Raw genomic sequence first — 23,371 nt, forward strand, 5'->3', positions numbered from 1 at the left:
TCAGCCGATGATCCGGTACAGGAGCCGACCGGTTCGGCTCCTGGTCAACCAGTGGAACCGGCCCTCCAGCCGCTCGGCGCGCACCCGCTGCGACTCCGCCAGGGCCTGGGCCTCCGCCAGCCGCTCCCGCCAGTCGCCCGGCGGCCCCGCCACCGCCTTCACCGGGGGCGCCTCCGCCGGTTCCTTCCGCGTGGACAGCACCGAGGCGCCGTCGACCCAGTGCACACCGGCCACCCGGTCCACCACGTCGTCGAGGTCCTCCTCCGCCGCCCGCAGCCGCCGTGCGCGGGCGAAGGCGGCCGCGCGTTCGAGGCGGGGGCCGCCCAGGTCGTCGTCGGGCCCGGTGGCGCACACCAGACCCGCCTGGGTCTCGTCCGCCAGCCTGATCATGTCGTCCAGGGCCCGCCGCACCAGGGGCTGGCCGGGTGCCGCCCGCAGCACGAAGGGCACGTCCGGGTCCGGTTCGGGCGCGGTCGGGGCCAGGACCACCCTCGGCTCGCACCGGTAGTGCTCGTGGAGGAGCCGCACGTCCAGCGCCGGGTCGTCCAGCACCCGGTGCCGACCGGGGGTCACCCGGTCCCACTCGCCCACCACCGTGATCCGGACGTCGGCCAGGTCACCGGCGAGCAGCGCGTCCACGGTCTCCGCCACCTCGTCGAAACCCGACTCCCCGGTGTCGACCACCGCGTCGACCCGGGGCACCTCCCACTGGCGTCCGCGCTGGTCCCGACGCTCGTCGACGAGCGGGAGCCGGGTCCCGACGAAGGGGCGGCGGAAGCGGTCGCCTTCCTCCCTGCGGCTCTCCATCTGCGGGAGCCCCAGGTGCCAGCTGTCGGCCTCCCCCTCGGGCACGAAGACCGCCCCGTTCTGGGCGAACCGGTAGCCGAGGTGGGTGTCCTCCCCCAGGACGAGCGCGGACGCGGCCCCGCCCGACTCCTCGAAGAAGGCGCGGCGCACCGATCCGGTCCCGCCGATGAAGTAGCGGAACCCCCGGTGACCGGCCTCGCGCAGGCCGTTCGTGCGCTTGTAGGCGCGCTGGAGCCACTTCAGCTCCTCACCCGGACCGGCCACCAGGGCCTCCGGCTCTCCCCCGCGCACGGCGTCGAGCACCGCCGCCGGGAACAGGGTCCCGGGCGCGTGGTCGACGCAGCGCAGGTGGCCGGTGACCGCGAGGTAGTCGGCCAGGTGGTGCCAGCGCATCTGCGCCTCGACGTGCTCGCGGAAGGCGATCATGTCGGCGTCGAAGAACAGCAGCACGTCGGCGTCGGTGGAGGCGGCGCCGGTGTTCAGGGCGTGCCCGCGCGCCCACCCGCCGGGCTCGTTGGGCACGATCCGGGTGGTCTCGGGGCGGATCGGCGGCAGCCGCAGGGCGGGCTCGCTGCCGTCGTCCACCACCACGACCTCCGTGAGGGCGGCCGGATAGCTCTGCGCGGCCATCGACGCCAGCGTCAGGTCGAGCCGTTCCTGCCCCCCGTACGCCGGGACGACCACGCACACCGACAGGGCGGGTTCCCACTCCCCCAGCGGCGGCGGTTCCAGCACCGAGTAGTCGTTGCGGCGGATGAACGGACGGAGTGTCGACGGGGCCTGTGCCGGGCCGCCCTGGACAAGCGTCATCGGTCGCTCCCAGCTGTCGGAGAGTCGGGTGTGGTCGTCTCGGGCACCGGGCCCGGCGCGTCCTCGGGGCTGGACTCCAGCAGTGCGCTGGGTCGCCATCCGCGCCACTGGCGCAGGGGTTCGCGCAGGAAGTAGCCGGTGTCCTCGTTCCAGGTGTGGCCGACCCTCCTGCGGCGGACGACGCATCCCAGTCCGTGGGTCCGGTAGGTCGAACCCCCCGCGTCCCGCACGTCGTCGAGGAGTCCGGCGTCCACGCTGGCCCGCCAGGGCCGGAAGCCGCCCACCTCCTCCAGGGTCGTGCGGTCGGTCAGGATCGCGGCGCCGGTGACGTGCTGGGCGAAGCGTTCGGACGGGACCAGGCGCCGCACGGTCAGGCCCAGGTGCTCCAGGTGGTGGTACTCGGTCGCGCCGCCGACCAGTTCGGCGCCGGAGTAGCGGCGGGCCAGCAGGAGGTCGGAGAGGTGGTCGGGTCCGTACCAGTCGTCGTCGTCCATCTTCGCGACCAGGGTGCCGCTGGCCCGTGCCACCGCGCCGTTGACCACCGACCCGAAGACGGTGTCGCCCGGTGGTTCCCACACCACCAGCGGACGCCCGCCCCGCCGGTACTCCGCGATCGCCGCCGCCACTCCCGGGGCCTCCACCCCGAACCCGTGCAGCGCCAGCACGACCTCCACCCGGACGCCCCGCTGACGGGCCACCTGGCGCAGCGCGAAACCCACCATCTCCGGCCGCCGCGTGCAGAGCACCACCGACACCGAGGGCTCCGCCGGAACCGGCGATCCGCCCGCCTCCGCGAGACTCCGCGCCCGCCCGTACGACCCGTGCGTGCGCAGGGCCGCGCGCCGCAACCGGATGCTGTGCTCCTCGCGGATCAGTTCGTCGGCGAGCTCCTCCTCCAACGACCACGCGAGCAGGTCGTGGAGCTCCTCGCCCAGGGGCCGCGCCCAGAGCGGCGGGCGGGCGCCCACAAGCGGGATCCCCGCGGCGGCCAGTCCGGCCACCGCGCGCACCGCCGCCAGCGGACCGCTGTGCCGACCCCACTCCAACCGGACCGCGCGCAGGTCACGCAGGGCCGCGACGTCCACGTCCGACACGGAGCCGTCCTCCGGCACCCGCCACAGCACCCGGCCACCCGCGAGCAGGACCCAGCGACCGCCGCGCGAGACCAGTCGGCCCACACGGGAGGTCGAGGTCCGGGTGAACCCCATCGGGTTCACCACCCGCTCGTCCACCACCGGAACGTCGTCCACCGACAGACGGGAGACCCGCGCGGCACGGGACACCGCGCCCCGGCCGCCCAGGCGTACCCAGGTCGGTCCCGCCACCGGCCGGTTCCGCGCGCCGGACGGGACGGCCGGGCTCCGGCGGCCGCCCACCAGTCCGCGCGCCACGGCCGCCAGGACCACCGCGGCCTCGACCGGGTCGGTGAAGGAGAACTCCCACAGCCAGCCCTGGTCCGGCAGTCGGCGCGTCCGCGAGTACAGCAGGTCGGCCCACTCGCCCAGCCCCGGCGGCGCGACCACCGGCGGGAGCTGGCCCGGCGCGGTGGCCCGGACCGCGACCACGAACCCGGTGGCGGAGGGCAGCCGCTCCGCGCGCGGCACGGCCGCGCGCAGGTCGCCCGAGGTGGCGGCGACGATCGCGACCAGGTCGACCGGCTCCTTCCCCCTCCGGCCCGTGCCCCCACCGCCTCGGCCCAGGTCCAGGACCCGGGCCCCGGGCCCCCCGGCCAGCACTCCTGCGGTCTCCGCGCTCCCCGGACCCGTGTGGCCGACCAGCACCGTCCGCGCCCCGTGCGCACGCAGCGCACGGGTCAGCAACGCCTCGATCACCGTGCCGCCCCCGAGGCACGGACCCGCTCGTCCTCCGACTCGGCCAGGTCCGTCCAGGTCCCGGCCAGGGCGGTGGGCGGCAGGTCCCTGGGGTCCGGCTCCAGGAGGGCGCTCGGACGCCACCCCGGAAGCTGTCGCTCCCCGCACAGGCGCAGGAAGTAGCCCGCGCCCACACCCCAGGTGTGACCCCCCGCTTTGCGCCGCAGCACGTAGTTGCAGCCGTGCCCGCGGTGGACGCGGCCGCCCATCCGCTCGATCGCCGCGAGCAGGTGCGTGTCCTCGGAGGTGGAGACGAGGGGGAACCCGCCCGCCTCCTCCAGGGTCCTGCGGTCGGTCATGAGGGTGCCGCCGGCCGCCCGGTGCCACAGGGCCTCGGTCTTCCCGGCCAGGCGTACCGTGCGGTCGAGGGCTTCCAGGTAGGCGAAGGAGACGATGCTCCCGACGAGGTCGGCGCCGGAGTACCGGCGGGCCGACAGGAGGTCGGAGAGGTGGTCGGGTCCGTACCAGTCGTCGTCGTCCATCTTGGCCACCAGGGTGCCGCTGGCCCGCTCGATCGCCCCGTTCAGCACGGAACCGAAGACGAGGTCGGTCCCGGCCTCCCACACCACGAGCGAACGCCCGCTCCGCCGGTACTCGGCGACCGCCGCCGCCACGCCCGGGGCCTCCACCCCGAACCCGTGCAGCGCCAGCACGACCTGGACCTCGGCACCGCGTTGGCGGGCCACCTGGCGCAGACCGAAGCCCACCATCTCCGGCCGCCGCGTGCACAGCACCACCGACACCGAGGGCTCCGCCGGAACCGGCGATCCGCCCGCCTCCGCGAGACGCCGCGCCCGCCCGTACGACCCGTGCGTGCGCAGGGCGGCCCGCCGCAGCCGGACACTGTGCTCCTCCCGCGCCTGCGGGTCCGCCATCAGCCGCTCCTCGGCGGAGGAGACGAGGTCCGACAGCTCCCCGCCCAGGCACCGGGCCCATCCGGGGATCGGCCCGCTCACCAGCGGGATCCCCGAGGCGGCCAGTCCGGCCACCGCGCGCACCGCCTCCAGCGGACCGCTGTGCCGACCCCACTCCACGCGCACCGCGCGCAGGTCGCGCAGGCCGACCACGTCCACGTCCGACACGGAGCCGTCCTCCGGCACCCGCCACAGCACCCGGCCACCCGCGATGAGGACCCAGCGGCCCCCACGGGAGACCAGACTGCCCACACGGGACTTCGACCCCCGGGTGAAGCCCATCGGGTTCACCACGCGCTCGTCCAGCGCCGGCACGTCGTCCACCGACAGTTCGCGCAGCACGGGGCGGGCGGACAACGCTCCGGGGCGGCCCAGCCCCTCCCAGGTGGGCGCCGGGGCGGGGGCGGTGTCCGGGGCCTCGCGCGGTGACGGGGCCTGGCCGCGCCGTCCCCCCACCATCCCCTGGGCCACCGCGCGCAGGACCGTACGCGTGTCGACCGGGTCGGTGAAGGCGAACGAGCACGTCCACCCCCGGTCCGACAGGCGGCCGACGTGGAAGTCGAGCAGGCCCTGCCACTGCCCCAGGCCGGGCGGCGCGGGGAAGGGCGGGCCGGTGTGCGGGGCCGTGGCCTCGACCACCACCCTGAACTCGGCCGCCGAGGGCAGCCCCTCGCTCAGGGGGACCGCCGCTCGCAGGTCGGCCGTGGTCGCCGCGAGGAGCACGACGCGTTCGACCGGCCCCTCGACCGCCCGTCCACCCGCGCCGCGCAGGTCGACGGTCTCCACACCGCTCCCGTGGGCGCCGGGGCCCGGATCGGTCCCCGCGCCGACGTGGCACAGGAGCAGGCGCCCCGAGCCGCGGCCCCGAAGGGCCTCCGCCAGGAGCCCCTCCCTCACAGGGATGCCCGGGAGTGGACGGGCGCGCCCTTGATCACCTGCACGTCGGGCACCCGGCCGCGGACCTCCGTCCGCAGTTCGGCCACCGACTCGGCCACGGTGTCCAGCTGGTCGGTCAGGTCGTCGGCGCGGCCGAACATCTCGGCCCGGTTCTCACCGGCGATCTCGGCCACCTCCCGCACCTGCCGGTCGAGGCCCTTACGGAGCTGCCTGACCTGGGCGGCGGTGCGTCGTGACTGGACGACGAGCAGCGCGACCAGCCCGCAGAGCACCGCCAGGGCGGTGATCTGCACGGCAGACCACGGGTCGATCAGCCCCAGGAGGTACAGGAATCCGAGTGTCCCGGAGACCGCGAGCACCGAAAGAAATGCCATGAGAACGAGACGCCGCCGCAGAAATCGCAATTCAAACCCCATTCGCGCGGAACACCGGATTTCCCCAGGGCCAGCCGGAGGGAAGAAGCGCCCACGACCCACCCGAGCCCACAGTTCCACCGCCACTACCGCAACGAAGAACCAGGCTGGCACGCATACCACGATGTTTGCCAATCCCTTGCGCCCATTTTGAGGCGGAATACAAAAGATGGAATGAATCGCCATAGGGACATATAGGGGAAATTCATGGGACACCGAAAAGGGACCGCCCTGCCCGGATGTCGAATTTTCGATATCCGGGCGGGACGGCCCCGTTCTGACCGGCTCGGGCCGTCAGTCCTCCAGGTCGATCTGACGGGCGATCTCGGCGTCGATCTCGGCGGAGATCGAGGTCAGGATGTCGTCCGGCACCGCGGAGTCCACGGTCAGGGCGATCAGCGCCTTGCCGCCCTCCTGGTCCCGGATGACCTGCATGCCCGCGATGTTGACCTCGGCGTCGCCGAGCAGCGCGCCGACCTTGCCGACGATGCCCGGGCGGTCCTCGTAGGAGAGGAACACCATGTGCTCGTCGAGGCCGATCTCCATCGTGTAGTTGTTGATCTCCACCAGCTTCTCGGACTGGCGGGGACCGGTCAGCGTGCCCGAGACCGACACCCGGGTGCCGTCGGCCAGCACACCGCGCACGGAGATCAGGTTGCGCCAGTCGTTGTTGTCGTCACTGGTCACCAGGTTGACCTCGACACCGCGCTCCTTGGCGAGCAGCGGCGCGTTCACGAAGGTCACGGTGTCCTCGACCACGTCGGTGAACACGCCCTTGAGCGCGGCCAGCTCCAGGACCTTCACGTCGTGCTGGGCGATCTCACCGCGCACCTCGACGTCGATCCGCGCGGCGAGCGCCCCGGCCAGGGAGGTGAACACCCGGCCGAGCTTCTCGGTGAGCGGCAGACCCGGCTTGATCTCCTCCGCGACCCCGGTGCCCTGCACGTTCACCGCGTCCGGAACGAACTCGCCCGACAGGGCCAGCTTCACCGAGCGGGCCACCTGCGTGCCCGCCTTCTCCTGCGCCTCGGCGGTGCTCGCGCCCAGGTGCGGGGCGACCACGACGTTCTCGAACTCGAACAGCGGGCTGTCCGTGGTGGGCTCCTTGGCGAACACGTCGATGCCCGCACCGGCCACCCGGCCGTCCTTGAGCGCGCGGTAGAGGGCCTCCTCGTCGAGGATGCCGCCGCGCGCCGCGTTGATGACCCGCACCGAGGGCTTGACCTTGCTCAGCGCCTCGTCACCGATCAGGCCCACCGTGTCCTTGTTCTTGGGCAGGTGGATGGTGATGAAGTCGGAGCGCTCCAGCAGCTCGTCCAGGGTCACCATCTCCACGCCGATCTGGGCGGCGCGGGCGGGCTGCACGAAGGGGTCGAAGGCGATGACCCGGGTACCGAAGGCCAGCAGGCGCTGGGCGACCAGGGCGCCGATCCGGCCGAGGCCGACCACGCCGACGACCTTCTCGTAGAGCTCCACACCCGTGTACTTGGAGCGCTTCCACTCGCCGTTGATGAGGGCGTTGTGGGCGGGGGCGGTGTTGCGGGCGCTGGCGAGCAGCAGGTTGATGGCCTGCTCGGCGGCGCTGATGATGTTGGAGGTCGGGGCGTTGACCACCAGGACACCGGCCTTGGTGGCGGCGTCCACGTCCACGTTGTCCAGGCCCACTCCGGCGCGGGCGACGACCTGGAGGCGGTTGGCCGCGGCGACCGCCTCGGCGTCCACCTGGGTGGCGCTGCGCACGATCAGGGCGTCGACGCCGGACAGGGCGGGAAGCAGCTGGGACCGGTCGGCACCGTCCACATGGCGTACTTCGAAGTCTTCCTCGAGAAGCGCGATTCCGGCGGGCGAGAGCTTTTCCGCGACGAGTACGACGGGTTTGGTCACAACTGTTCCTTTTCGGGTGGTGCGACCCGATCGCGCAGGTGGAGGCGCTGCCCGAGTCGGGTGTGACGGCCGGTCAAAAGTCTACTAGCGGGGTAGGGAAGCCCGTCGGGCGGAGGGGGGACCTCCGACGAAAGAAGAGTCACCCTCCCCCGCGAACGCCACCGGGGCGGAGCACCCGCCCCGCCCCGGTGGGGAGTTCGCCAAACGTCGGCTGCTACTACGCCTTGAGCCAGCTCATCAGCGGACGCAGCTCGGCACCGACCTTCTCGATCTGCTCGTTCTGCTCGGCCTCACGGCGCTTGGAGAACGTCGGCTGACCGGCGTCGAACTCGTCCATGAGCTCCTTGGCGTAGGAGCCGTCCTGGATCTCGCCCAGGATCTTGCGCATCTCCTCGCGGGTCTGCTCGGTGACGAGGCGCGGGCCGCGGGTGTAGCCGCCGTACTCGGCGTTGTCCGAGACGGACCAGTTCATCTTGGAGATGCCGCCCTCGTACATGAGGTCGACGATGAGCTTGAGCTCGTGCAGGCACTCGAAGTAGGCGATCTCCGGCTGGTAGCCCGCCTCGACCAGGGTGGCGAAACCGGCCTTGACCAGCTCCTCGGTGCCACCGCACAGGACGGCCTGCTCACCGAAGAGGTCGGTCTCGGTCTCCTCGGTGAAGGTGGTCTTGATGACACCCGCCTTGGTGCCGCCGATGCCCTTGGCCCACGACAGCGCCAGGTCCCACGCCTCGCCGCTGGCGTCCTTCTCGACCGCGACCAGGCAGGGCACGCCGCGCCCGGCCTCGTACTGGCGGCGGACCAGGTGGCCCGGGCCCTTGGGGGCGACCATGGCGACGTCGACGCCCTCGGGGGCCTCGATCAGGCCGTAGCGGATGCTGAAGCCGTGCCCGAAGAAGAGGGCGTTGCCCGCCTCCAGGTTGGGCGCGATCTCCTGCGCGTACAGGTCACGGTGGATGTGGTCCGGGACCAGGATCATGATCACGTCGGCCTCGCGGGTGGCCTCGGCGGGAGTGACGACCCGCAGGCCCTCCTCCTCGGCCTTGGCACGGCTCTTGGAGCCCTCGGCCAGGCCGACCCGGACGTCCACGCCCGAGTCCCGGAGCGACAGCGCGTGGGCGTGGCCCTGGCTGCCGTAACCGATCACGGCGACCTTCTTGCTCTGGATGAGCGCGAGGTCGGCGGCGTCGTCGTAGTACATCTCTGCTGCCACTTGGTGTTGCTCCTTGTTTCTCACGTTCTTGGGGGCGGGGTGCCGTCCGGCCGTGTCCGGACAGCCTCTCAGTTCGGGCTCCGCCGGGTGCCGTTTCGCCGGTGACGGCTCAGGCGCTGCGGTCGACCGCCCGCAGGGAGCGGTCGGTGATCGAACGGGGACCCCGTCCCAGGGCGACCAGCCCTGACTTCACCAGTTCCCGGATCCCGAAGGGTTCCAGGTTCCTGACCAGGGCATCGAGCTTCTCGGGGTCGCCGGTGGCCTCGATGACGACGACGTCCGGGCTGACGTCCACGACGTGCGCGCGGAACAGCTCGGCCGTCTGAAGCACATGGGTGCGGCTCGACGCGTCGGCCTTGACCTTGACCAGGAGCAGCTCGCGCTGCACCGACGCGGTGGTGTCCATCTCCACGATCTTGACGACGTTGACCAGCTTGTTGAGCTGTTTGGTCACCTGCTCCAAAGGGTGGAGGTCGCAGTTGACCGCGATCGTCATCCGGGACAGTCCGGTGTACTCAGTGGTGCTGACACTGAGCGAGTCGATGTTGAACCCACGACGGGAGAAGAGGGCGGAGGCCCGGGCCAGGATGCCCGGGGTGTCCTCGACCAGAACGGAAAGCGTGTGACGGCTCATGGTGGTTCGGCCCTACTCCTAGTCCTGGTGTTCCCAGTTGGGCGCCATGTCGCGCGCGTACTGGATGTTGTCGTTGCTGACGCCGGGGCCGACCATGGGCCAGACCATGGCGTCGTGGTTCACGGTGAAGTCGACGACGACGGGGCGGTCGTTGATCGCCATCGCCTTCTCGATGGTCGCGTCGATGTCCTCGGGGCTCTCGCACCGCAGGCCGACGCAGCCGTAGGCCTCCGCCAGGCGGACGAAGTCCGGGATGCGGACCTTCTCGTCCAGCGGCGAGGTCTGGAGGTTGGTGTTGGAGTAGCGGCCCTCGTAGAACAGGGTCTGCCACTGGCGCACCATGCCCAGGTTGCCGTTGTTGACCACGGCGACCTTGATCGGGATGCCCTCGATCGCGCAGGTGGCCAGCTCCTGGTTGGTCATCTGGAAGCAGCCGTCGCCGTCCACGGACCAGACGACGCGGTCGGGGTCGCCGACCTTCGCGCCCAGGGCGGCCGGGACGGAGAAGCCCATGGTGCCGAGGCCGCCGGAGTTGACGAAGGAGCCGGGGCGCTCGTAGTCGACGAACTGCGCGGCCCACATCTGGTGCTGGCCGACGCCCGCCACGTAGGTGGCCTCGGGGCCGACGACCTGGCCGAGGCGCTGGATGACCGCCTGCGGTGACAGGGTGCCGTCGTCGGGGGCGTCGAAGCCCTTGGGGTAGGTGGTGCGCAGCTGCTTGAGCCGGTGCCACCAGGCCTCGTAGTCGCCCTGGCGGCCCTTCTCCTGGTCGGCGCGGACCGCCACGACCAGGTCCGCGAGGACCTCGCGGCAGTCACCGACGATGGGCACGTCGGCGTGGCGGTTCTTGGAGATCTCGGCCGGGTCGATGTCGGCGTGGACGATCTTCGCGTCGGGGGCGAAGCTGTCCAGCCGGCCGGTGACGCGGTCGTCGAAGCGGGCGCCGAGGGCGACGATGAGGTCGGCCTTCTGGAGGGCGCCGACGGCGGCGACGTCACCGTGCATGCCGGGCATGCCGACGTTCAGCGGGTGGCTGTCGGGGAAGACGCCCCGCGCCATCAGCGTGGTGACGACGGGGACACCGGTGAGCTCCGCCAGGACGCGCAGCTCGGCGGAGGCTCCGGCGCGCAGGACCCCGCCGCCGACGTAGAGGACCGGGCGCTTGGCGTCCGCGATCAGGCGGGCGGCCTCGCGGACCTGCTTGCCGTGCGGCTTGGTGACCGGGCGGTAGCCGGGCAGGTCCAGGCGCTCGGGCCAGACGAAGTCGGTGCTGTTCTGGAGGGCGTCCTTGGAGATGTCGACGAGCACCGGGCCGGGGCGGCCGCTGGAGGCGATGTGGAAGGCCTCCGCGATGGTGCGGGGGATGTCGCGGACGTCCTTCACCAGGAAGTTGTGCTTGGTGATCGGCATCGTGATGCCGCAGATGTCGGCTTCCTGGAACGCGTCGGTGCCGATCATCGGGGAGGCGACCTGACCGGTGATGGCGACCATCGGGACCGAGTCCATGTGGGCGTCGGCCAGCGGCGTGACGAGGTTGGTGGCCCCCGGACCGCTGGTGGCCATGCACACTCCGGGTCGGCCGGTGGCGTAGGCGTAGCCCTCGGCCGCGTGCCCGGCTCCCTGCTCGTGGCGCATCAGGATGTGGCGCACCTTCACCGAGTCGTAGAGGGGGTCGTACGCGGGGAGGATGGCGCCGCCGGGAATCCCGAAGACAGTGTCAACGCCGACGTGCTCCAGCGACCTGATCAGCGATTGGGCGCCGGTCATCTGCTCGGTCATCTCAAGATCCTTCAGCGAGGGTCCAGAGCGGTACTGCGGCTCTGGCGGTGGTGGTTCTGGTTCTCGGCCTGGTGCGGCAATAAAAAAACCCCCACCGCCGGGTGGCGGTCGAGGGTGGCGCGCAGCAGAAGTAGCTCAGTGGGCTGCGCGCCGACCAAGTACGAGAATCAGGGAGTTGTTCTGCACGTTGACAACATTGGCCGACGGGACGGTCGCGCGTCAACCAGAACTGAAGTTTGTCTCACTATTTGATACAGAAATGTCAGAATGCGGCCGACCCGACACCGGCACCACCGCGCTGACCTGGGCGAACAACGACGAAGCCCCCGTCGCGTGTAACGCAGAACACGCGACAGGGGCTCGACACTTCCTTCGTAAGCCGGACTTAACACCGCATGTCGCCCGGTTCCGGACGGACTACAGGGTGGCCCCGGCCTCCCCGCCCACCAGGGCCTCCACGCCGCTCGCGGCCATGGGCCGGGCGACCAGGAACCCCTGGCCGTGGTCACAGCCCATCACCCGCAGCTGCTCCAGCTGTTCGGGGCGCTCGATGCCCTCCGCGACCACCTGGACGCCCAAATCGCGGCCGAGCTGGATGATCGTGTGCGTGAGCAGGGTGACCGTGTCGTCGCGGCCCAGGTCCGCGATGAAGGACGGGTCGATCTTGATCGCGTCCACGCTCAGCTCGCGCAGGTGGGCCAGCGAGGCGTACCCCATGCCGTAGTCGTCGATGGCCAGGCGCACGCCGAGCTCCCGGAGTTCGCCCAGGCGGGCGACGGCGTCTCCCCCGTCGTCGAGGAGGACCTCCTCGTCCACCTCCAGGGTGAGCACCTCGGCGGGCAGACCGGTCTCCGCGAGCACGCCCTCGACCGTCTCCACGAACCTCGGGGACAGCACCTGCTTCACGGACAGGTTCACGGACAGGCCGATGTCCCAGTCGGAGACCCGCCACACGGCGACCTTCTCGCAGGCCTCCCGCAGTATCCACTCACCCAGGGGAACGATCAGGCCCGACTCCTCGGCGGCGCCCAGGAACTCGGCCGGGCCCACCGCCTCGCCGTCGCGGTCCCAGCGCACCAGCGCCTCCACCGCGTTCACCTGCGAGGTGCCCAGGTCCACGACCGGCTGGTACTCCAAAAAGAACTCGCTGTTGGCCAGTGCCTGGCGCAGCCGGATCTGGAGCTCCAGCCGGGACACGACCATGTCGTGCATGTGGGCGGCGTAGACCTCCACGTTCCCGGCCCCGCGCTCCTTGGCCCGGGTCATCGCGACGTCGGCGTTGCGCAGCAGCTCACCGCTGTCGGTGGCCGCGTCCGCGAAGGCCACTCCGATACTGGCGGTCAGCAGGATGTCCCGGTCCGCCACCTGGAAGGGCTCCGAGGCGATCACCCGGCCCAGCCGCTCGGCGAGGTCGACCACCCGCTGCGCCTTCGGCACGTCCTCCACCAGGACCGCGAACTCGTCCCCGCCCCAGCGGGCCAGCGTGGCCTCGGTGCCCAGCTCGCCCCGGAGGCGGCGGGCGGCCTGTCCCAGCATGTGGTCGCCGCGCACGTGTCCGGCGGAGTCGTTGACCGCCGTGAACCCGTCGATGTCCAGGAAGATGACCGCGACGTCCCCCGAGGGGTCCTCGCTCATCGCCCGGTGCGCCAGCACGTCGCTGGCCCGCTCCTCCAGGTAGGCGCGGTTGGGCAGGCCCGTGACGCCGTCGTGGAAGGTCAGGTGCTGGACCTCGTCCTGGAGGGCGACCTGGGCGCTGATGTCGCTGGTCGTGACCAGCAGGCGGTCGGGCTCACCCGGCTGCTCGTACAGGGAGATGGTCGAGGAGGTGTGCCGCCAGGTGCCGTCCGCCGCGCGCACCCGCAGGCGCAGGTGCACGCCCTGGCTGGCGCGCTCGGTGAACAGGTCCGTGACGGCCTTGGTCCGCGCCAGGTCCTCGGGGTGGATGAGCGTGGTCACCGGGGCGGCCAGGACGTCGTCCAGCCGGTAGCCGAAGGCCTCCGCCGTGCCCGGACTCATGTAGTGGACGCCGCCGTCGCGGTCCAGGACCAGGATGACGTCGCCGCTGTTGCGGGCCAGTTCGTTGAAGTGCCCCTCACGGTTGCGGACCATGCGGGCGAGCGTGGAGTTCTCCTCCAGCATCCCGACGACCCGCAGCAGCAGGACCAGCACCGCCGTGCCCGCCGCCAGCGGCAGCACGGGGGCGACGTCCGGCAGGCGCAGCGCCGCCACGGTGAGCACCACCGTGGCCACGAACACCGAGGCCACGGCGGCGATCTCCGGCGCGAACCGGTACAGCCCCCGACCGGTGATCCTCCGGGGGGCGGCGCCCGGCCGGTGCTCCACCAGCCACGGCAGCGCGCCCAGCAGGGCGAAGCCGAGGAAGCGCACGGGCTGCTCGACGCCGCCCGCCACCGGCGGACCGGTCAGGCGCGTGACCGCGCCGACCATGTCCGAACCCGCGATGACGACCAGCGCGCCGATCGCCACCAGCACCGCGCGCCGGGTGCTGTGCGGCGACATGAACACCAGCGGTATGAGCAGGCACAGCACCACGATGTCGGCGACCGGGTAGACCAGCGCGAAACCGAGGAACCCGGCCCCCTCGCCCAGCTCCTCGTAGAGCGGGGAGAACAGCAGGATCCACACCACGGAGAAGACGGCGGCGGCGCACACGTAGCTGTCGGTGATGTGCCGCAGGGCCGTGCGCAGGCCGCCCGGCCAGGGAGCGAACCGGGTGAACCCGATCACGAAGAGTGGCAGCGCCGCGAGCGCGAAGAGATCACCCAGCGTGAGCGAAAGGACCGACGCCCCGCTGAAGGAACGCGTGATGGCGTGAGTGAGACCACCCGCGCACCAGGCCAGTGCGGCCAGTCCGAGGAAGCGCAGCGCGGCGGGGCCGTCGGCCCCGTCCACGTGGGCCTCCCGGTCCGCGCCGGTCCGGGCCCAGCGCCGCGGGGCGTAGAGCAGCGAACCGCCCGCGACACCGGCCACCACGGCGGTGGGCCACTGCCCCAGGGAGGCGGCCAGCGTGGCGTCCCCCACCGGGACGACGGTCCCGGCGAGGTAGAGCAGGAAAAGCGCGCCCAACCCGAACAGTCCCAGGCGGCGTGCCCTCGTTCCCATCACCGGCCTCCCAGCGGGTGCGCGGCGACCCGGGCGGCCCCCGGCCGCCGTCGCGCTCTCTCCTCGAACATGGAGCACCCACCTCGTGATCACTCGCGTCAGGACGCGGCGCCGTGCCGCACCACTGGTTGCCGCCCGGAGTACTCGCGGGACCGGGACGAACGGCGGCGGGGTGGAACCGGCGGGCCGGACTCACCCCCGTGCGTGGACACCCTACGCAACCAAGGTCACACAGCGATTGAGGAGCGGACGAGAGATGACGACAGAACCATCACCGTGAGTAAGCGTCAGCCGGGTGCTCCCCTCCCCCGAAGGGACGTCGGCGCCGCGGGGACCGAGTCCCCGCGGCGCCGCTCACGCACCGGGCAACGAACCGGACCCGGTGGCGGTTCCGCGCACCCGGGCCGAACGGAGGAGCCCTACCTCACACCTGCCCCGAGGGGCGGTGCGACCCGCCTCCTCCTACGCGGAAAGCCTTTCCAGGATGAGCTCCCGCGCGCGACCGGCGTCGGCCTGGCCCCGGGTGGCCTTCATGACGGCGCCCACCAGGGCACCGGCCGCGGCCACCTTGCCCCCGCGCACCTTGTCGGCGGCGTCGGGGTTGTTGGCGATCGCCTCGTCGACGGCCGCGCCCAGGGCACCGTCGTCGCTCACGACCTTCAGACCGCGGGCCTCCACGACGGCGTCGGGCTCGCCCTCACCAGCGAGGACGCCCTCGACAACCTGGCGTGCCAGCTTGTTGGTGAGCGTGCCCTCCGCGACGAGCGCGATGACCCGGGCGACCTGCGCCGGGGTGATCGGCAGGGAGGAGAGCTCGACCTCCTGCTCGGTGGCGCGGCGGGACAGCTCGTTCAGCCACAGCTTGCGGGCCTCGGCCGAGGGCGCACCCTCAATGACGGTCGCCTCGACCAGGCCGATGGCGTCGGCGTTGACCAGGTCGCGCAGCTCGGTGTCGGAGAGGTTCCACTCGGCCGTGACCCGGGCCCGCTGGGCGGCGGGGAGCTCGGGCAGGGTGGCCCGCAGCTCCTCGATCCACGCCTCGGACGGGGCGACCGGGACGAGGTCGGGGTCCGGGAAGTAGCGGTAGTCCTGCGCCTCCTCCTTGGAGCGGCCGGAGGTGCTGCGGCCGAGGTGCTCCTGGAAGTGGCGGGTCTCCTGCACGACCCGCTCCCCCGCGTCGAGGACGCCGGCCTGGCGCTCGATCTCCGAGCGGACGGCCCGCTCGACGGAGCGCAGGGAGTTCACGTTCTTGGTCTCGCTGCGGGTGCCCCACTTGTCGGCGCCGCGCTCGTTGATCGAGACGTTCACGTCGCAGCGCATCGAGCCCTCCTCCATGCGCACGTCGGAGATGCCGAGCGAACGGACCAGGTCGCGCAGTTCGGCGGCGTAGGCGCGGGCCACCAGCGGGGCGAGCTCGCCGGTGCCGGTGATCGGCTTGGTGACGATCTCCAGCAGCGGGATCCCCGCGCGGTTGTAGTCGACGTTGGAGTGGCTGGCGCCGTGGATACGACCGGTGGAACCACCGACGTGCGAGGACTTGCCGGTGTCCTCCTCCATGTGGACGCGCTCGATCTCCACGCGGAACACGCGCGGCCCCTCGGGGGTGTCGACCGTGACGTCGAGGTGCCCGTCCACGCAGATCGGCTCGTCGTACTGCGAGATCTGGTAGTTCTTCGGCATGTCCGGGTAGAAGTAGTTCTTCCGCGCGAACCGCCCCCACGGGGCGATCGAGCAGTCGAGCGCCAGACCGAGCCGGATCGCGCCCTCGACGGCCTTCTCGTTGACCACCGGCAGGGAGCCGGGGAAGGCGAGGCAGACCGGGCACACCTGCGTGTTGGGCTCGGCGCCGAACGCGGTGGGGCAGGGGCAGAACATCTTCGAGGCGGTACCCAGCTCGATGTGGGTCTCCAGGCCGAGCACGGGTTCGTACGTGTTCAGCGCCTGTTCAAAGCTGGGAGTCACCGCGTGGGCCATCGCCGCAAACCCGTTTCAGTAGAGGACATACCTTCCAGGTCAGCCTACCGAGGCTGAGAGGTCCGGCGGTCCCGTCCCCGGGTGGGGTGCGGCTGACGGATGTCACGGCAAGCACACGATTGGGTCGCTGTGGAGACGATCTCCTCGGTGACGGGCGCCGGGCCGTTAGTCTTGATTGCCCAGGAACACGATTTCGCCGGTAGGGGCCTTCGCCCCCTTCCGCCCGTCCCAACAGGAGCGCCCGCGCATGTCCGGCATCCTGCTTCGGTGCGCCGCGCTGCTTTCCGCCTCCGCGCTGATCGGCACCCTGACCACCGCCCCCGTAGCGGCCGACGACTTCTCCCGTCTCGACCGAGACCCGGTCGCGGGTCTGCCCGTCGTGCTCACTGACGGCGACGAGGTGGACACGGCGCTGTTCAGCCTGCGCGTGGCCGACGAGGACTCGGTGCGCGCCTACGCGCTGGTCGTGGACGAGGAGGTGCGGCCGCGCACCGCCTACGTGGAGTCGTCGTGGGCGGACCGCCCGGAGTGGACCGGAACCACCGGAACCCCGGCCCCCGCGAACCGGGCCAACTGGGTGGTGAGCAACTCCTACCCGAACGTCGCCCTGCCGCTGCTGGGCGCCGCCTCGGGGGTGCTGTTCCTGGAGGAGGCGCACGCCATCGCGGCGACCCAGGCCGCGCTGTGGAACGTGCTGGACGGGGTGGAGCCGGACCCGGAGGCCAACCATCCGGACGTCACCGCCCTCTACACGTACCTGGTGGAGGGCAGCGTGGACGCCGGGGGCGGGACCACCGCCCGTTCCGTGGAGGTCTCCCCCGCCCAGGTCGAGGCGGTCTCCCCCGAGGAGCCGCTGGGCCCCCTGACCGTCTCCAGCGCCGGCGAGGGGCCGGTGCGGCTCTCGTTGCGCGGCGCCCCGGCGGCGTGGCTGGTCGACGCGGCGGGACAGGAGGTCTCCCAGGCCCACGACGGGGACGAGCTGTTCCTCGACGTGGACCCGTCCGTTCCGGCCGGGGTGGTCACCCTCCACATGCGCGGCGACGAGGTCCCTCTGGAGGAGGGCCGCCTGTTCACCGGCCGCGAGGGGGTGCGGACGCAGCCGCTGATCACCGCCGAGCCGGGTTCGGCGACGAGCTCGACCAGCGCGACGTTCACCTGGCGGGGCGAGGAGCCGCAGGAGCGGACCGAGGAGCCCGAGCCGGAGACGGTGGAGCCCGAGGCCCCGGAGGTCCGGGAGGTGCCCTCACCGGAGCCCGAGCCCGAGGAGACCCCGACCGCGGTGGCGGAGGACCGGAACACCGGGAGCGGCCTGGCGCTCACCGGCACGTGGCTGTCCGGTCTGCTGGTGATCGCCGGAGCACTGGTCGTGTCCGGGCTGCTCATCCTGGTTCTGGGCAGAAAACGACGCGACTGAGAACCAGGGAACTCGTCCTTCTCCGAACTGGCGTTCCATAACATCGCGACATAATGCGGCTTCGCCCCGCCGGAATTCTCCGCCGCCCGTTATTCGTCACATTTTCAGTGAGTCGGGTTGGAAGTGGGGAATCCGATCGCTAGTATCGGGCGGGCGGTCGCCATTCCCATGGCGCACGCGGCCCGCCTCCCGCGTGAGCGAGTCCGATCGGAAGGACCGCTTCCGGCCTGAACGGCCACCGCGCCCCTGCCCCCGACATCGTGCGACACCCCGGGGGCGCACCCGACAGCCCTCCCTCATCGACGAGGGCTCCCATCCGTGGCGACCGCGCCCTCCGCACACGGCTCCCCATCGACCTGGGCGGATTCCATCCGGTAACCCCTAGCAGACACCGGGACACAACTTGAGCAACTTCTCCCTCCCCCGCACCGCCGGACGCGCTGGTCTCGCCGCCACCGCCGCGGCGTTCCTCGCCCTCGGTCTGGCCGCCCCCGCGGCCGCCGACGAGGTGGAGACCTACGAGGGTTCCCTCGAAGGCAGGTACACCGGCAACGCCGAGAACGGCCCGAACGTCCACATGAACGGCGAGGAGGTCCGGCCCAGCCTCTTCAACCTGGAGCTGACCGACGGCAGCGTCCTCACGACGTACTGCATCGACTTCCGCACCCAGATCGTCGGCGGCGCCGAGTACAAGGAGGACGACTGGGCCAACTACCCCGGTGAGGGCTCCTTCGCCCAGCCCGGCAAGGTCCTGTGGATCCTCCAGAACTCCTACCCCCGGACCGACGCCGCCGCCCTCGGTGAGGCCGCCGGTGTCGAGGGCCTGAGCAACGGTGACGCCCTCGCGGCCACCCAGGCCGCCATCTGGCACTTCAGCAACGACCTGGACCTCAGCGAGGGCAACAGCGAGGCCGTCGAGAAGGTCTACGCCCACCTCGTCGAGAACGCCGAGGAGACCGAGCGGGAGCCCGGCGCGGCGCTGAGCATCACCCCGTCCTCCGCCGAGGGCTCCGCCGGTGAGACCGTCGGTGAGTTCGTCATCGAGACCAACGCCACCGAGATCCCCGTGGACCTGACCGCCCCCGAGGGCGTCGAGCTGGTCGACCTGGAGTCCGGCGAGGCCGTCACCACCGTCGAGAACGGCGACCGGGTCGGCTTCGCCGTCCCCGAGGACGCCGAGGACGGCGAGGCGTCCTTCAGCCTGGAGGCCACCTCCACCGTGGAGACCGGGCGTCTCTTCCAGGGCAAGGACCCGAAGAAGCCCACCCAGACGCTGATCACCGTCGACGGTGAGCCCACCACCGCCACGGCCTCCGCCTCGGCGACCTGGACCAAGGCCGAGACCCCGGTCCCGCCGACCGAGGAGCCCAGCGAGACCCCCTCCCCCAGTGAGGAGCCCTCCGAGCCCGCCGAGAAGCCGAGCGAGCCGGCCGAGGAGAAGCCGACCCCGCCCAAGGAGGACGACAAGCCGACCCTGCCGGTGACCGGTGGCGCGCTCACGGGTCTGGTCGCGGCCGGTGTGGCCGCCCTGGGTGCCGGCGGCGCCGCCCTCTACCTGAGCCGCAAGCGCAAGGCGGCCAACGGTGAGGACACCGACGCCTAGGGACGCACTCCCTGGGTCCGCGACCCCGGCCGAGCCGAGATTCCGGACACCGGAGACGGACCGGTAGGGGAGCGAACCCCGCGAGGGCCCGTCCACGTGAGAGATCACGGGGGCGGGCCCTCCGTCTTTCCTGGAGAAGCCGCAGTTCAGGCCGGTGGCACCGAGAAATCGCCCTGATTCGGCTTGGAGGTACCCCGACAGATCGCTAATATCGGACAGGCACAAACTTCTTCCCCTGTGCCTCGGGGCTCTCTCGAAGCCCGAAGCCGCCTCCGGCCCCTCCCGGACGCGCACCTCTTCCTCCTCCCGCCGCCGCACGCCCCCGGGGCCGTACGGCGCGGAACCTCATGACAGGACACGACGTGAAGCACTCCCCCAACCTCCGGAGCACCGGTCGCGCGGGTCTCGCGGTCTCCGCCGCGGCGCTGCTGACCTTCGGCCTGGCCGCTCCGGCCGCCGCGGAGCCCCTGGAGACCTACGAGGGCTCCGTGCGCGCCCAGTACGTGGGCAACCACCAGTCCGGCGACACCGTCACCATGAGCACCGGCAGGATCGGTACCAACCTCTTCAGGCTCCGGCTCGAGGACGGCAGCGAGCTGATCACCTACTGCATCGACATCGAGACGGGTATCCGTTCGAGCGCCTGGTACAAGGAGGACAGCTGGGCCAACTACCCGGGCAAGGGCTCCTTCGCCGAGCCCGGCAAGGTCCACTGGATCCTCCAGCAGGGCTACCCGTCGGTCAGCGCCAAGGACCTGGCCGAGGCCGCCGAGGGCGCCAACGCCGCCCGCGTCACCGAGTCCGAGGCGCTGGCCGCCACCCAGGCCGCCATCTGGCACCACAGCAACGGCGCCACCCTCGACCGCGGCCAGGGCAACGTCAAGGCGATCTACGACTACCTGGTGGCCAACGCCGAGGAGCTGCCCCAGGAGCCCGCGCCGACCCTGAGCGTGACCCCGGGCAGCGCCGCCGGCAAGGCCGGTGAGACCGTCGGCGAGTTCGTCATCTCGACCAACGCGGCCAGCGTCCCCGTCGACCTGACCGCCCCCGAGGGCGTCCAGCTGGTCGACCTGGAGTCCGGCCAGCCGGTCGGTGACACCCTGTCCGACGGCGACAAGGTCGGCTTCTCCGTCCCCGCCGACTCCGACGCGGGCGAGGCGTCCTTCAGCCTGGAGGCCAACGCCACCATCAAGCAGGGCCGTCTGTTCAAGGGTGAGGACCCCGAGAAGGCGACCCAGACCCTGATCACCGCCGAGGACAGCGACGTCACCGTCAACGCCGCCGCCTCCGCCGAGTGGTCCGAGGCCGACCAGCCCACCCCGACCCCGGAGCCGTCCGAGGAGCCCTCGACGGACCCGGAGCCGACCCCGGAGCCGACCGACGAGCCGGAGCCCAAGCCCACCCCGAGCGAGTCCCCCTCCGAGGACGACAAGCCCGCCCCGGGCAAGGAGGACGACAAGCCGACCCTGCCCGTCACCGGTGGCGCGCTGCTCGGCCTGGTGGCCGCCGGTGTGGCCGCCCTGGGTGCCGGCGGCGGCGCCCTCTACCTGAGCCGCAAGCGGCGGAGCAGCGGTGCCGACACCGACGCTGACGCGTAGGTAGTCCGCCCGCTCAGGGCCCGCCCCGCGATCCACTCGCGGGGCGGGCCCTTTGTCATGCGCGGACAAAACAGAAGTCCCCTTTCCGACGGACCACGCACAATACGGCGATCGGTTTACACGTGATCCCGCATTTGGCTGCTATCGGCCAGAACAAAGGACTCCGTTGTGGGGTGCGCGGGTCCCGTGAAAACCTCGTCCGACGGACGCACCACCCCCAAAGCCTCTTCACCACCTGAATCGCGCTGTTTCCCGCCGTCGGGCGGAACACCTCAGGAAGAGAAGTGACGCACGTGTCCCTCCGCGCTCGTACACCCCTCGCCGCCGTGGCCGCGGCCCTGCTCATGGTGGGGCTCGCGGCCCCCTCGGCCGCCGAACCCGCTCCCTACCAGGGGTCGGTACGCGGCCAGTACACGGGCGTCGCGGAGCACGGCCACGCGGTCACCATGCGGGGTGAGCCCTTCACGACGACGGCCACCTTCAACGTGCGCCTCGACGACGGCGACCAGACGCTCACCACGTACTGCATCGACTTCCGCACCGGGCTGGTCGAGGAGGCCTGGTACCGCGAGGACCAGTGGGAGAGCTACCCGGGGCAGGGCGACTTCGCCGAACCCGGCCGGGTGAACTGGATCCTGCGGAACTCCTACCCGGTGGTCGGGGTCGGGGAGCTGGAGGAGCGGGCCGGGATGGCGCGGCTGACCGAGTCCGAGGCGCTCACCGCGACCCAGGCCGCCATCTGGCACTTCAGCAACGGACTGGACCTGGAACGGGTGGAGCGGAGCCCCGAGCTCGACGGCAACGTCAACGCGGGCAACGTCACCCACCTGTACGACCACCTGGTCGACGGCGCCGAGGAGCTGGCCAACGAACCGGGTTCGGCGCTCACCGTCAGCCCGTCCCGGGGATCGGGACTGGCCGGTGAGGAGATCGGCCCGTTCACCGTCGAGACCAGCGCCGAGAGCGTCCCCGTGCGCCTGGAGGCCCCCGACGGCGTGGAACTGGTCGACGCCGGGACCGGACGGAGCCTCGACGAGGTCGGCGGCGGCGACACCGTGGCCTTCTCCGTCCCGGCCGACGCCGACGCGGGCGAGGCCACCCTCGTGCTGGAGACCACCGCCTCCGTGGAGATCGGCCGCCTGTTCAAGGGTGAGGCCCCCGACGAACCCACCCAGACGCTCATCACGGCCCAGGACAGCGAGATCGTCGTCTCCGAGTCCGCCACGGTGGCCTGGGACGCGGCGGGCGGCACCCCGCCGGTGGTCGACCCCACCGACGGGCCCAGTACCTCCCCGGTCGCGGACCGGGCCGCCGTGCCCGAAACCGGAGGGCTGGCCGTCACGGGAGGCGCGGTGGTCTCCCTGGTCGCCGCCGCGCTGGTCGCGCTCGCGGGCGGCGGCGCCGCCCTGTACCTCGCCCGGCGCCGCGGGTCCACCGGGCAACGGCCGTAGAATGGTCACCATGTGCGCGATCGCGGTCACCGAGCTCCGTCCCTCCTAGGGACGGCGGAACCCTCGTCAGGAGGCCCGCCGCCCGAACGGTTTCCCTCCCGGGCGGTGCCTTCGTACTGCCCGGAACACCCCGAGACGACGGAGTATCCGTGCACGACGACCACCGCACCCCACCCACCGCCCTGGCCCAGCGCGTCGAGCGCCTGCGCGAGGTCGCCCAGGCCGACCCGCGCGTGGAGGCGGTCCTGCTCTACGGGTCCTGGAGCACCGGTGAGGCCGACGCCCTCTCCGACCTGGACGCCTACGTGTACCTCGCGGAGGACCTCGACGGCCGGGAGTTCGTCTCCCGCGTCGCCCCGGTCCGGCTCGCCTACACCAACCTCTTCGGGATCCTCGCCGTGGTCTTCGACGACCTCATGCGCGGCGAGTTCCACTTCGAGCCCGGGTCCGCCATCGCGGAGATCGCCACCTGGAAGGGCATGATCCACCTGCCCGACCCGAACGCAGCCGTACTGCTGGACCGCACCGGCCGTCTCACCGAGGCCGTGCGCCCGCTCGCCGGGGCCGTGGCGCACGACCCGGTGCCGACCGCCGAACAGCTCATGGGAGAGCTGGCCAACTGGACGCTCATGACCGCCCACGTGCTGGCCCGCGGCGAGGCCGCCCGCGCCCACGCGGCGCTGGCCACGATGGTCTCCCCGCACCAGCTCAAGCTGGTGCGGCTGCTGCGCGGCTCCACCGCGCACTGGCTCACACCCAGTCGGGCCCTGGAGGCGGACCTGCCCGACCTGGACGTGGCGCGCCACACCGGGACGACCGGGAGCGCCGAACCGGAGGAGGTCCGCCGGGCGCTGGAGAACAGCTGGGCGTGGAGCCGTGAACTGTCCCGGGAGGCCGCCGGGCGGTGGGGCGTCGACGTCCCCGAGGACCTGCACGAGGACATCGCGAAGCTGATCGGCTGACACGCGAACGCCCTCCGCTCCCCA

15 protein-coding genes are annotated in these 23,371 nt (G+C 71.8%); 5 read left to right on the plus strand and 10 right to left on the minus strand.

Annotation, left to right across the window (positions count from 1 at the left end):
• From AC0VYL_RS23180 to gatB, 10 genes are all read right to left on the minus strand, one after another.
• The gene (locus tag AC0VYL_RS23180; protein ID WP_475481486.1) at positions 1–1,617 is read right to left on the minus strand and encodes a glycosyltransferase family A protein; all 1,617 of its coding nucleotides are present in this window, start codon (positions 1,615–1,617) and stop codon (positions 1–3) included.
• The gene (locus AC0VYL_RS23185; RefSeq protein WP_475481487.1) at positions 1,614–3,449 is read right to left on the minus strand and encodes a glycosyltransferase; all 1,836 of its coding nucleotides are present in this window, start codon (positions 3,447–3,449) and stop codon (positions 1,614–1,616) included. Before AC0VYL_RS23185 ends, AC0VYL_RS23180 begins: the two co-directional genes overlap by 4 nt.
• Positions 3,446–5,299 (minus strand): glycosyltransferase family 2 protein, encoded by a 1,854-nt coding sequence (locus AC0VYL_RS23190; RefSeq protein ID WP_475481488.1) that lies wholly within the window; start codon positions 5,297–5,299, stop codon positions 3,446–3,448. The genes AC0VYL_RS23185 and AC0VYL_RS23190 overlap by 4 nt, the downstream gene beginning before the upstream one ends.
• Positions 5,296–5,673 carry a hypothetical protein gene (locus tag AC0VYL_RS23195; RefSeq protein WP_475455929.1) on the minus strand — a complete coding sequence of 126 codons (378 nt, stop codon included), beginning with the start codon at positions 5,671–5,673 and terminating at the stop codon, positions 5,296–5,298. The genes AC0VYL_RS23190 and AC0VYL_RS23195 overlap by 4 nt, the downstream gene beginning before the upstream one ends.
• Before the next feature lie 333 nt (positions 5,674–6,006).
• Positions 6,007–7,596: a phosphoglycerate dehydrogenase gene (gene serA, locus AC0VYL_RS23200; RefSeq protein WP_475481489.1), complete on the minus strand. Its 1,590-nt coding sequence runs from the start codon at positions 7,594–7,596 to the stop codon at positions 6,007–6,009.
• A 217-nt stretch (positions 7,597–7,813) separates the two neighbouring features.
• Positions 7,814–8,809, minus strand: coding sequence for a ketol-acid reductoisomerase (ilvC, locus tag AC0VYL_RS23205; protein WP_475455933.1), 996 nt, complete (start codon positions 8,807–8,809; stop codon positions 7,814–7,816).
• A gap of 109 nt (positions 8,810–8,918) precedes the next feature.
• Positions 8,919–9,443, minus strand: coding sequence for an acetolactate synthase small subunit (ilvN, locus tag AC0VYL_RS23210; protein ID WP_017547239.1), 525 nt, complete (start codon positions 9,441–9,443; stop codon positions 8,919–8,921).
• Positions 9,444–9,461: 18 nt separating this feature from the next.
• A complete protein-coding gene (locus AC0VYL_RS23215; RefSeq protein ID WP_475455935.1) occupies positions 9,462–11,222 on the minus strand; it encodes an acetolactate synthase large subunit in 1,761 nt (586 codons plus the stop codon).
• 417 nt (positions 11,223–11,639) lie between these two features.
• Entirely contained in the window at positions 11,640–14,345 is a 2,706-nt protein-coding gene (locus AC0VYL_RS23220) for a putative bifunctional diguanylate cyclase/phosphodiesterase (protein ID WP_475481490.1), read from the minus strand.
• Between the two features lie 462 nt (positions 14,346–14,807).
• Positions 14,808–16,319, minus strand: a complete 1,512-nt coding sequence (gene gatB, locus AC0VYL_RS23225) for an Asp-tRNA(Asn)/Glu-tRNA(Gln) amidotransferase subunit GatB (RefSeq protein ID WP_475481491.1) — start codon at positions 16,317–16,319, stop codon at positions 14,808–14,810.
• 247 nt (positions 16,320–16,566) lie between these two features.
• On the opposite strand from gatB, the gene AC0VYL_RS23230 reads away from it, so the two are divergent.
• From AC0VYL_RS23230 to AC0VYL_RS23250, 5 genes are all read left to right on the plus strand, one after another.
• Positions 16,567–17,733, plus strand: coding sequence for a thioester domain-containing protein (locus AC0VYL_RS23230; protein WP_475481492.1), 1,167 nt, complete (start codon positions 16,567–16,569; stop codon positions 17,731–17,733).
• Between the two features lie 403 nt (positions 17,734–18,136).
• A complete protein-coding gene (locus AC0VYL_RS23235) occupies positions 18,137–19,336 on the plus strand; it encodes a thioester domain-containing protein (protein ID WP_475455943.1) in 1,200 nt (399 codons plus the stop codon).
• Positions 19,337–19,698: 362 nt separating this feature from the next.
• Positions 19,699–20,934, plus strand: a complete 1,236-nt coding sequence (locus AC0VYL_RS23240) for a Cys-Gln thioester bond-forming surface protein (protein ID WP_475455945.1) — start codon at positions 19,699–19,701, stop codon at positions 20,932–20,934.
• A 284-nt stretch (positions 20,935–21,218) separates the two neighbouring features.
• Positions 21,219–22,385: a thioester domain-containing protein gene (locus AC0VYL_RS23245; RefSeq protein WP_475481493.1), complete on the plus strand. Its 1,167-nt coding sequence runs from the start codon at positions 21,219–21,221 to the stop codon at positions 22,383–22,385.
• A gap of 149 nt (positions 22,386–22,534) precedes the next feature.
• Positions 22,535–23,347, plus strand: coding sequence for a nucleotidyltransferase domain-containing protein (locus AC0VYL_RS23250; RefSeq protein ID WP_475481494.1), 813 nt, complete (start codon positions 22,535–22,537; stop codon positions 23,345–23,347).
• The last annotated feature ends 24 nt before the right edge of the window (positions 23,348–23,371 follow it).

This window comes from Nocardiopsis sp. iso_238 (assembly GCF_056173325.1).

Excerpts from the sequence above, each read along its gene's own strand:
- AC0VYL_RS23180 (WP_475481486.1), bottom strand. The coding sequence starts at position 1,617 with ATGACGCTTGTCCAGGGCGGCCCGGCACAGGCCCCGTCGACACTCCGT.
- AC0VYL_RS23195 (WP_475455929.1), bottom strand. The coding sequence starts at position 5,673 with ATGGCATTTCTTTCGGTGCTCGCGGTCTCCGGGACACTCGGATTCCTG.
- ilvN (WP_017547239.1), bottom strand. The coding sequence starts at position 9,443 with ATGAGCCGTCACACGCTTTCCGTTCTGGTCGAGGACACCCCGGGCATC.
- AC0VYL_RS23215 (WP_475455935.1), bottom strand. The coding sequence starts at position 11,222 with ATGACCGAGCAGATGACCGGCGCCCAATCGCTGATCAGGTCGCTGGAG.
- AC0VYL_RS23220 (WP_475481490.1), bottom strand. The coding sequence starts at position 14,345 with ATGGGAACGAGGGCACGCCGCCTGGGACTGTTCGGGTTGGGCGCGCTT.
- gatB (WP_475481491.1), bottom strand. The coding sequence starts at position 16,319 with ATGGCCCACGCGGTGACTCCCAGCTTTGAACAGGCGCTGAACACGTAC.
- AC0VYL_RS23230 (WP_475481492.1), top strand. The coding sequence starts at position 16,567 with ATGTCCGGCATCCTGCTTCGGTGCGCCGCGCTGCTTTCCGCCTCCGCG.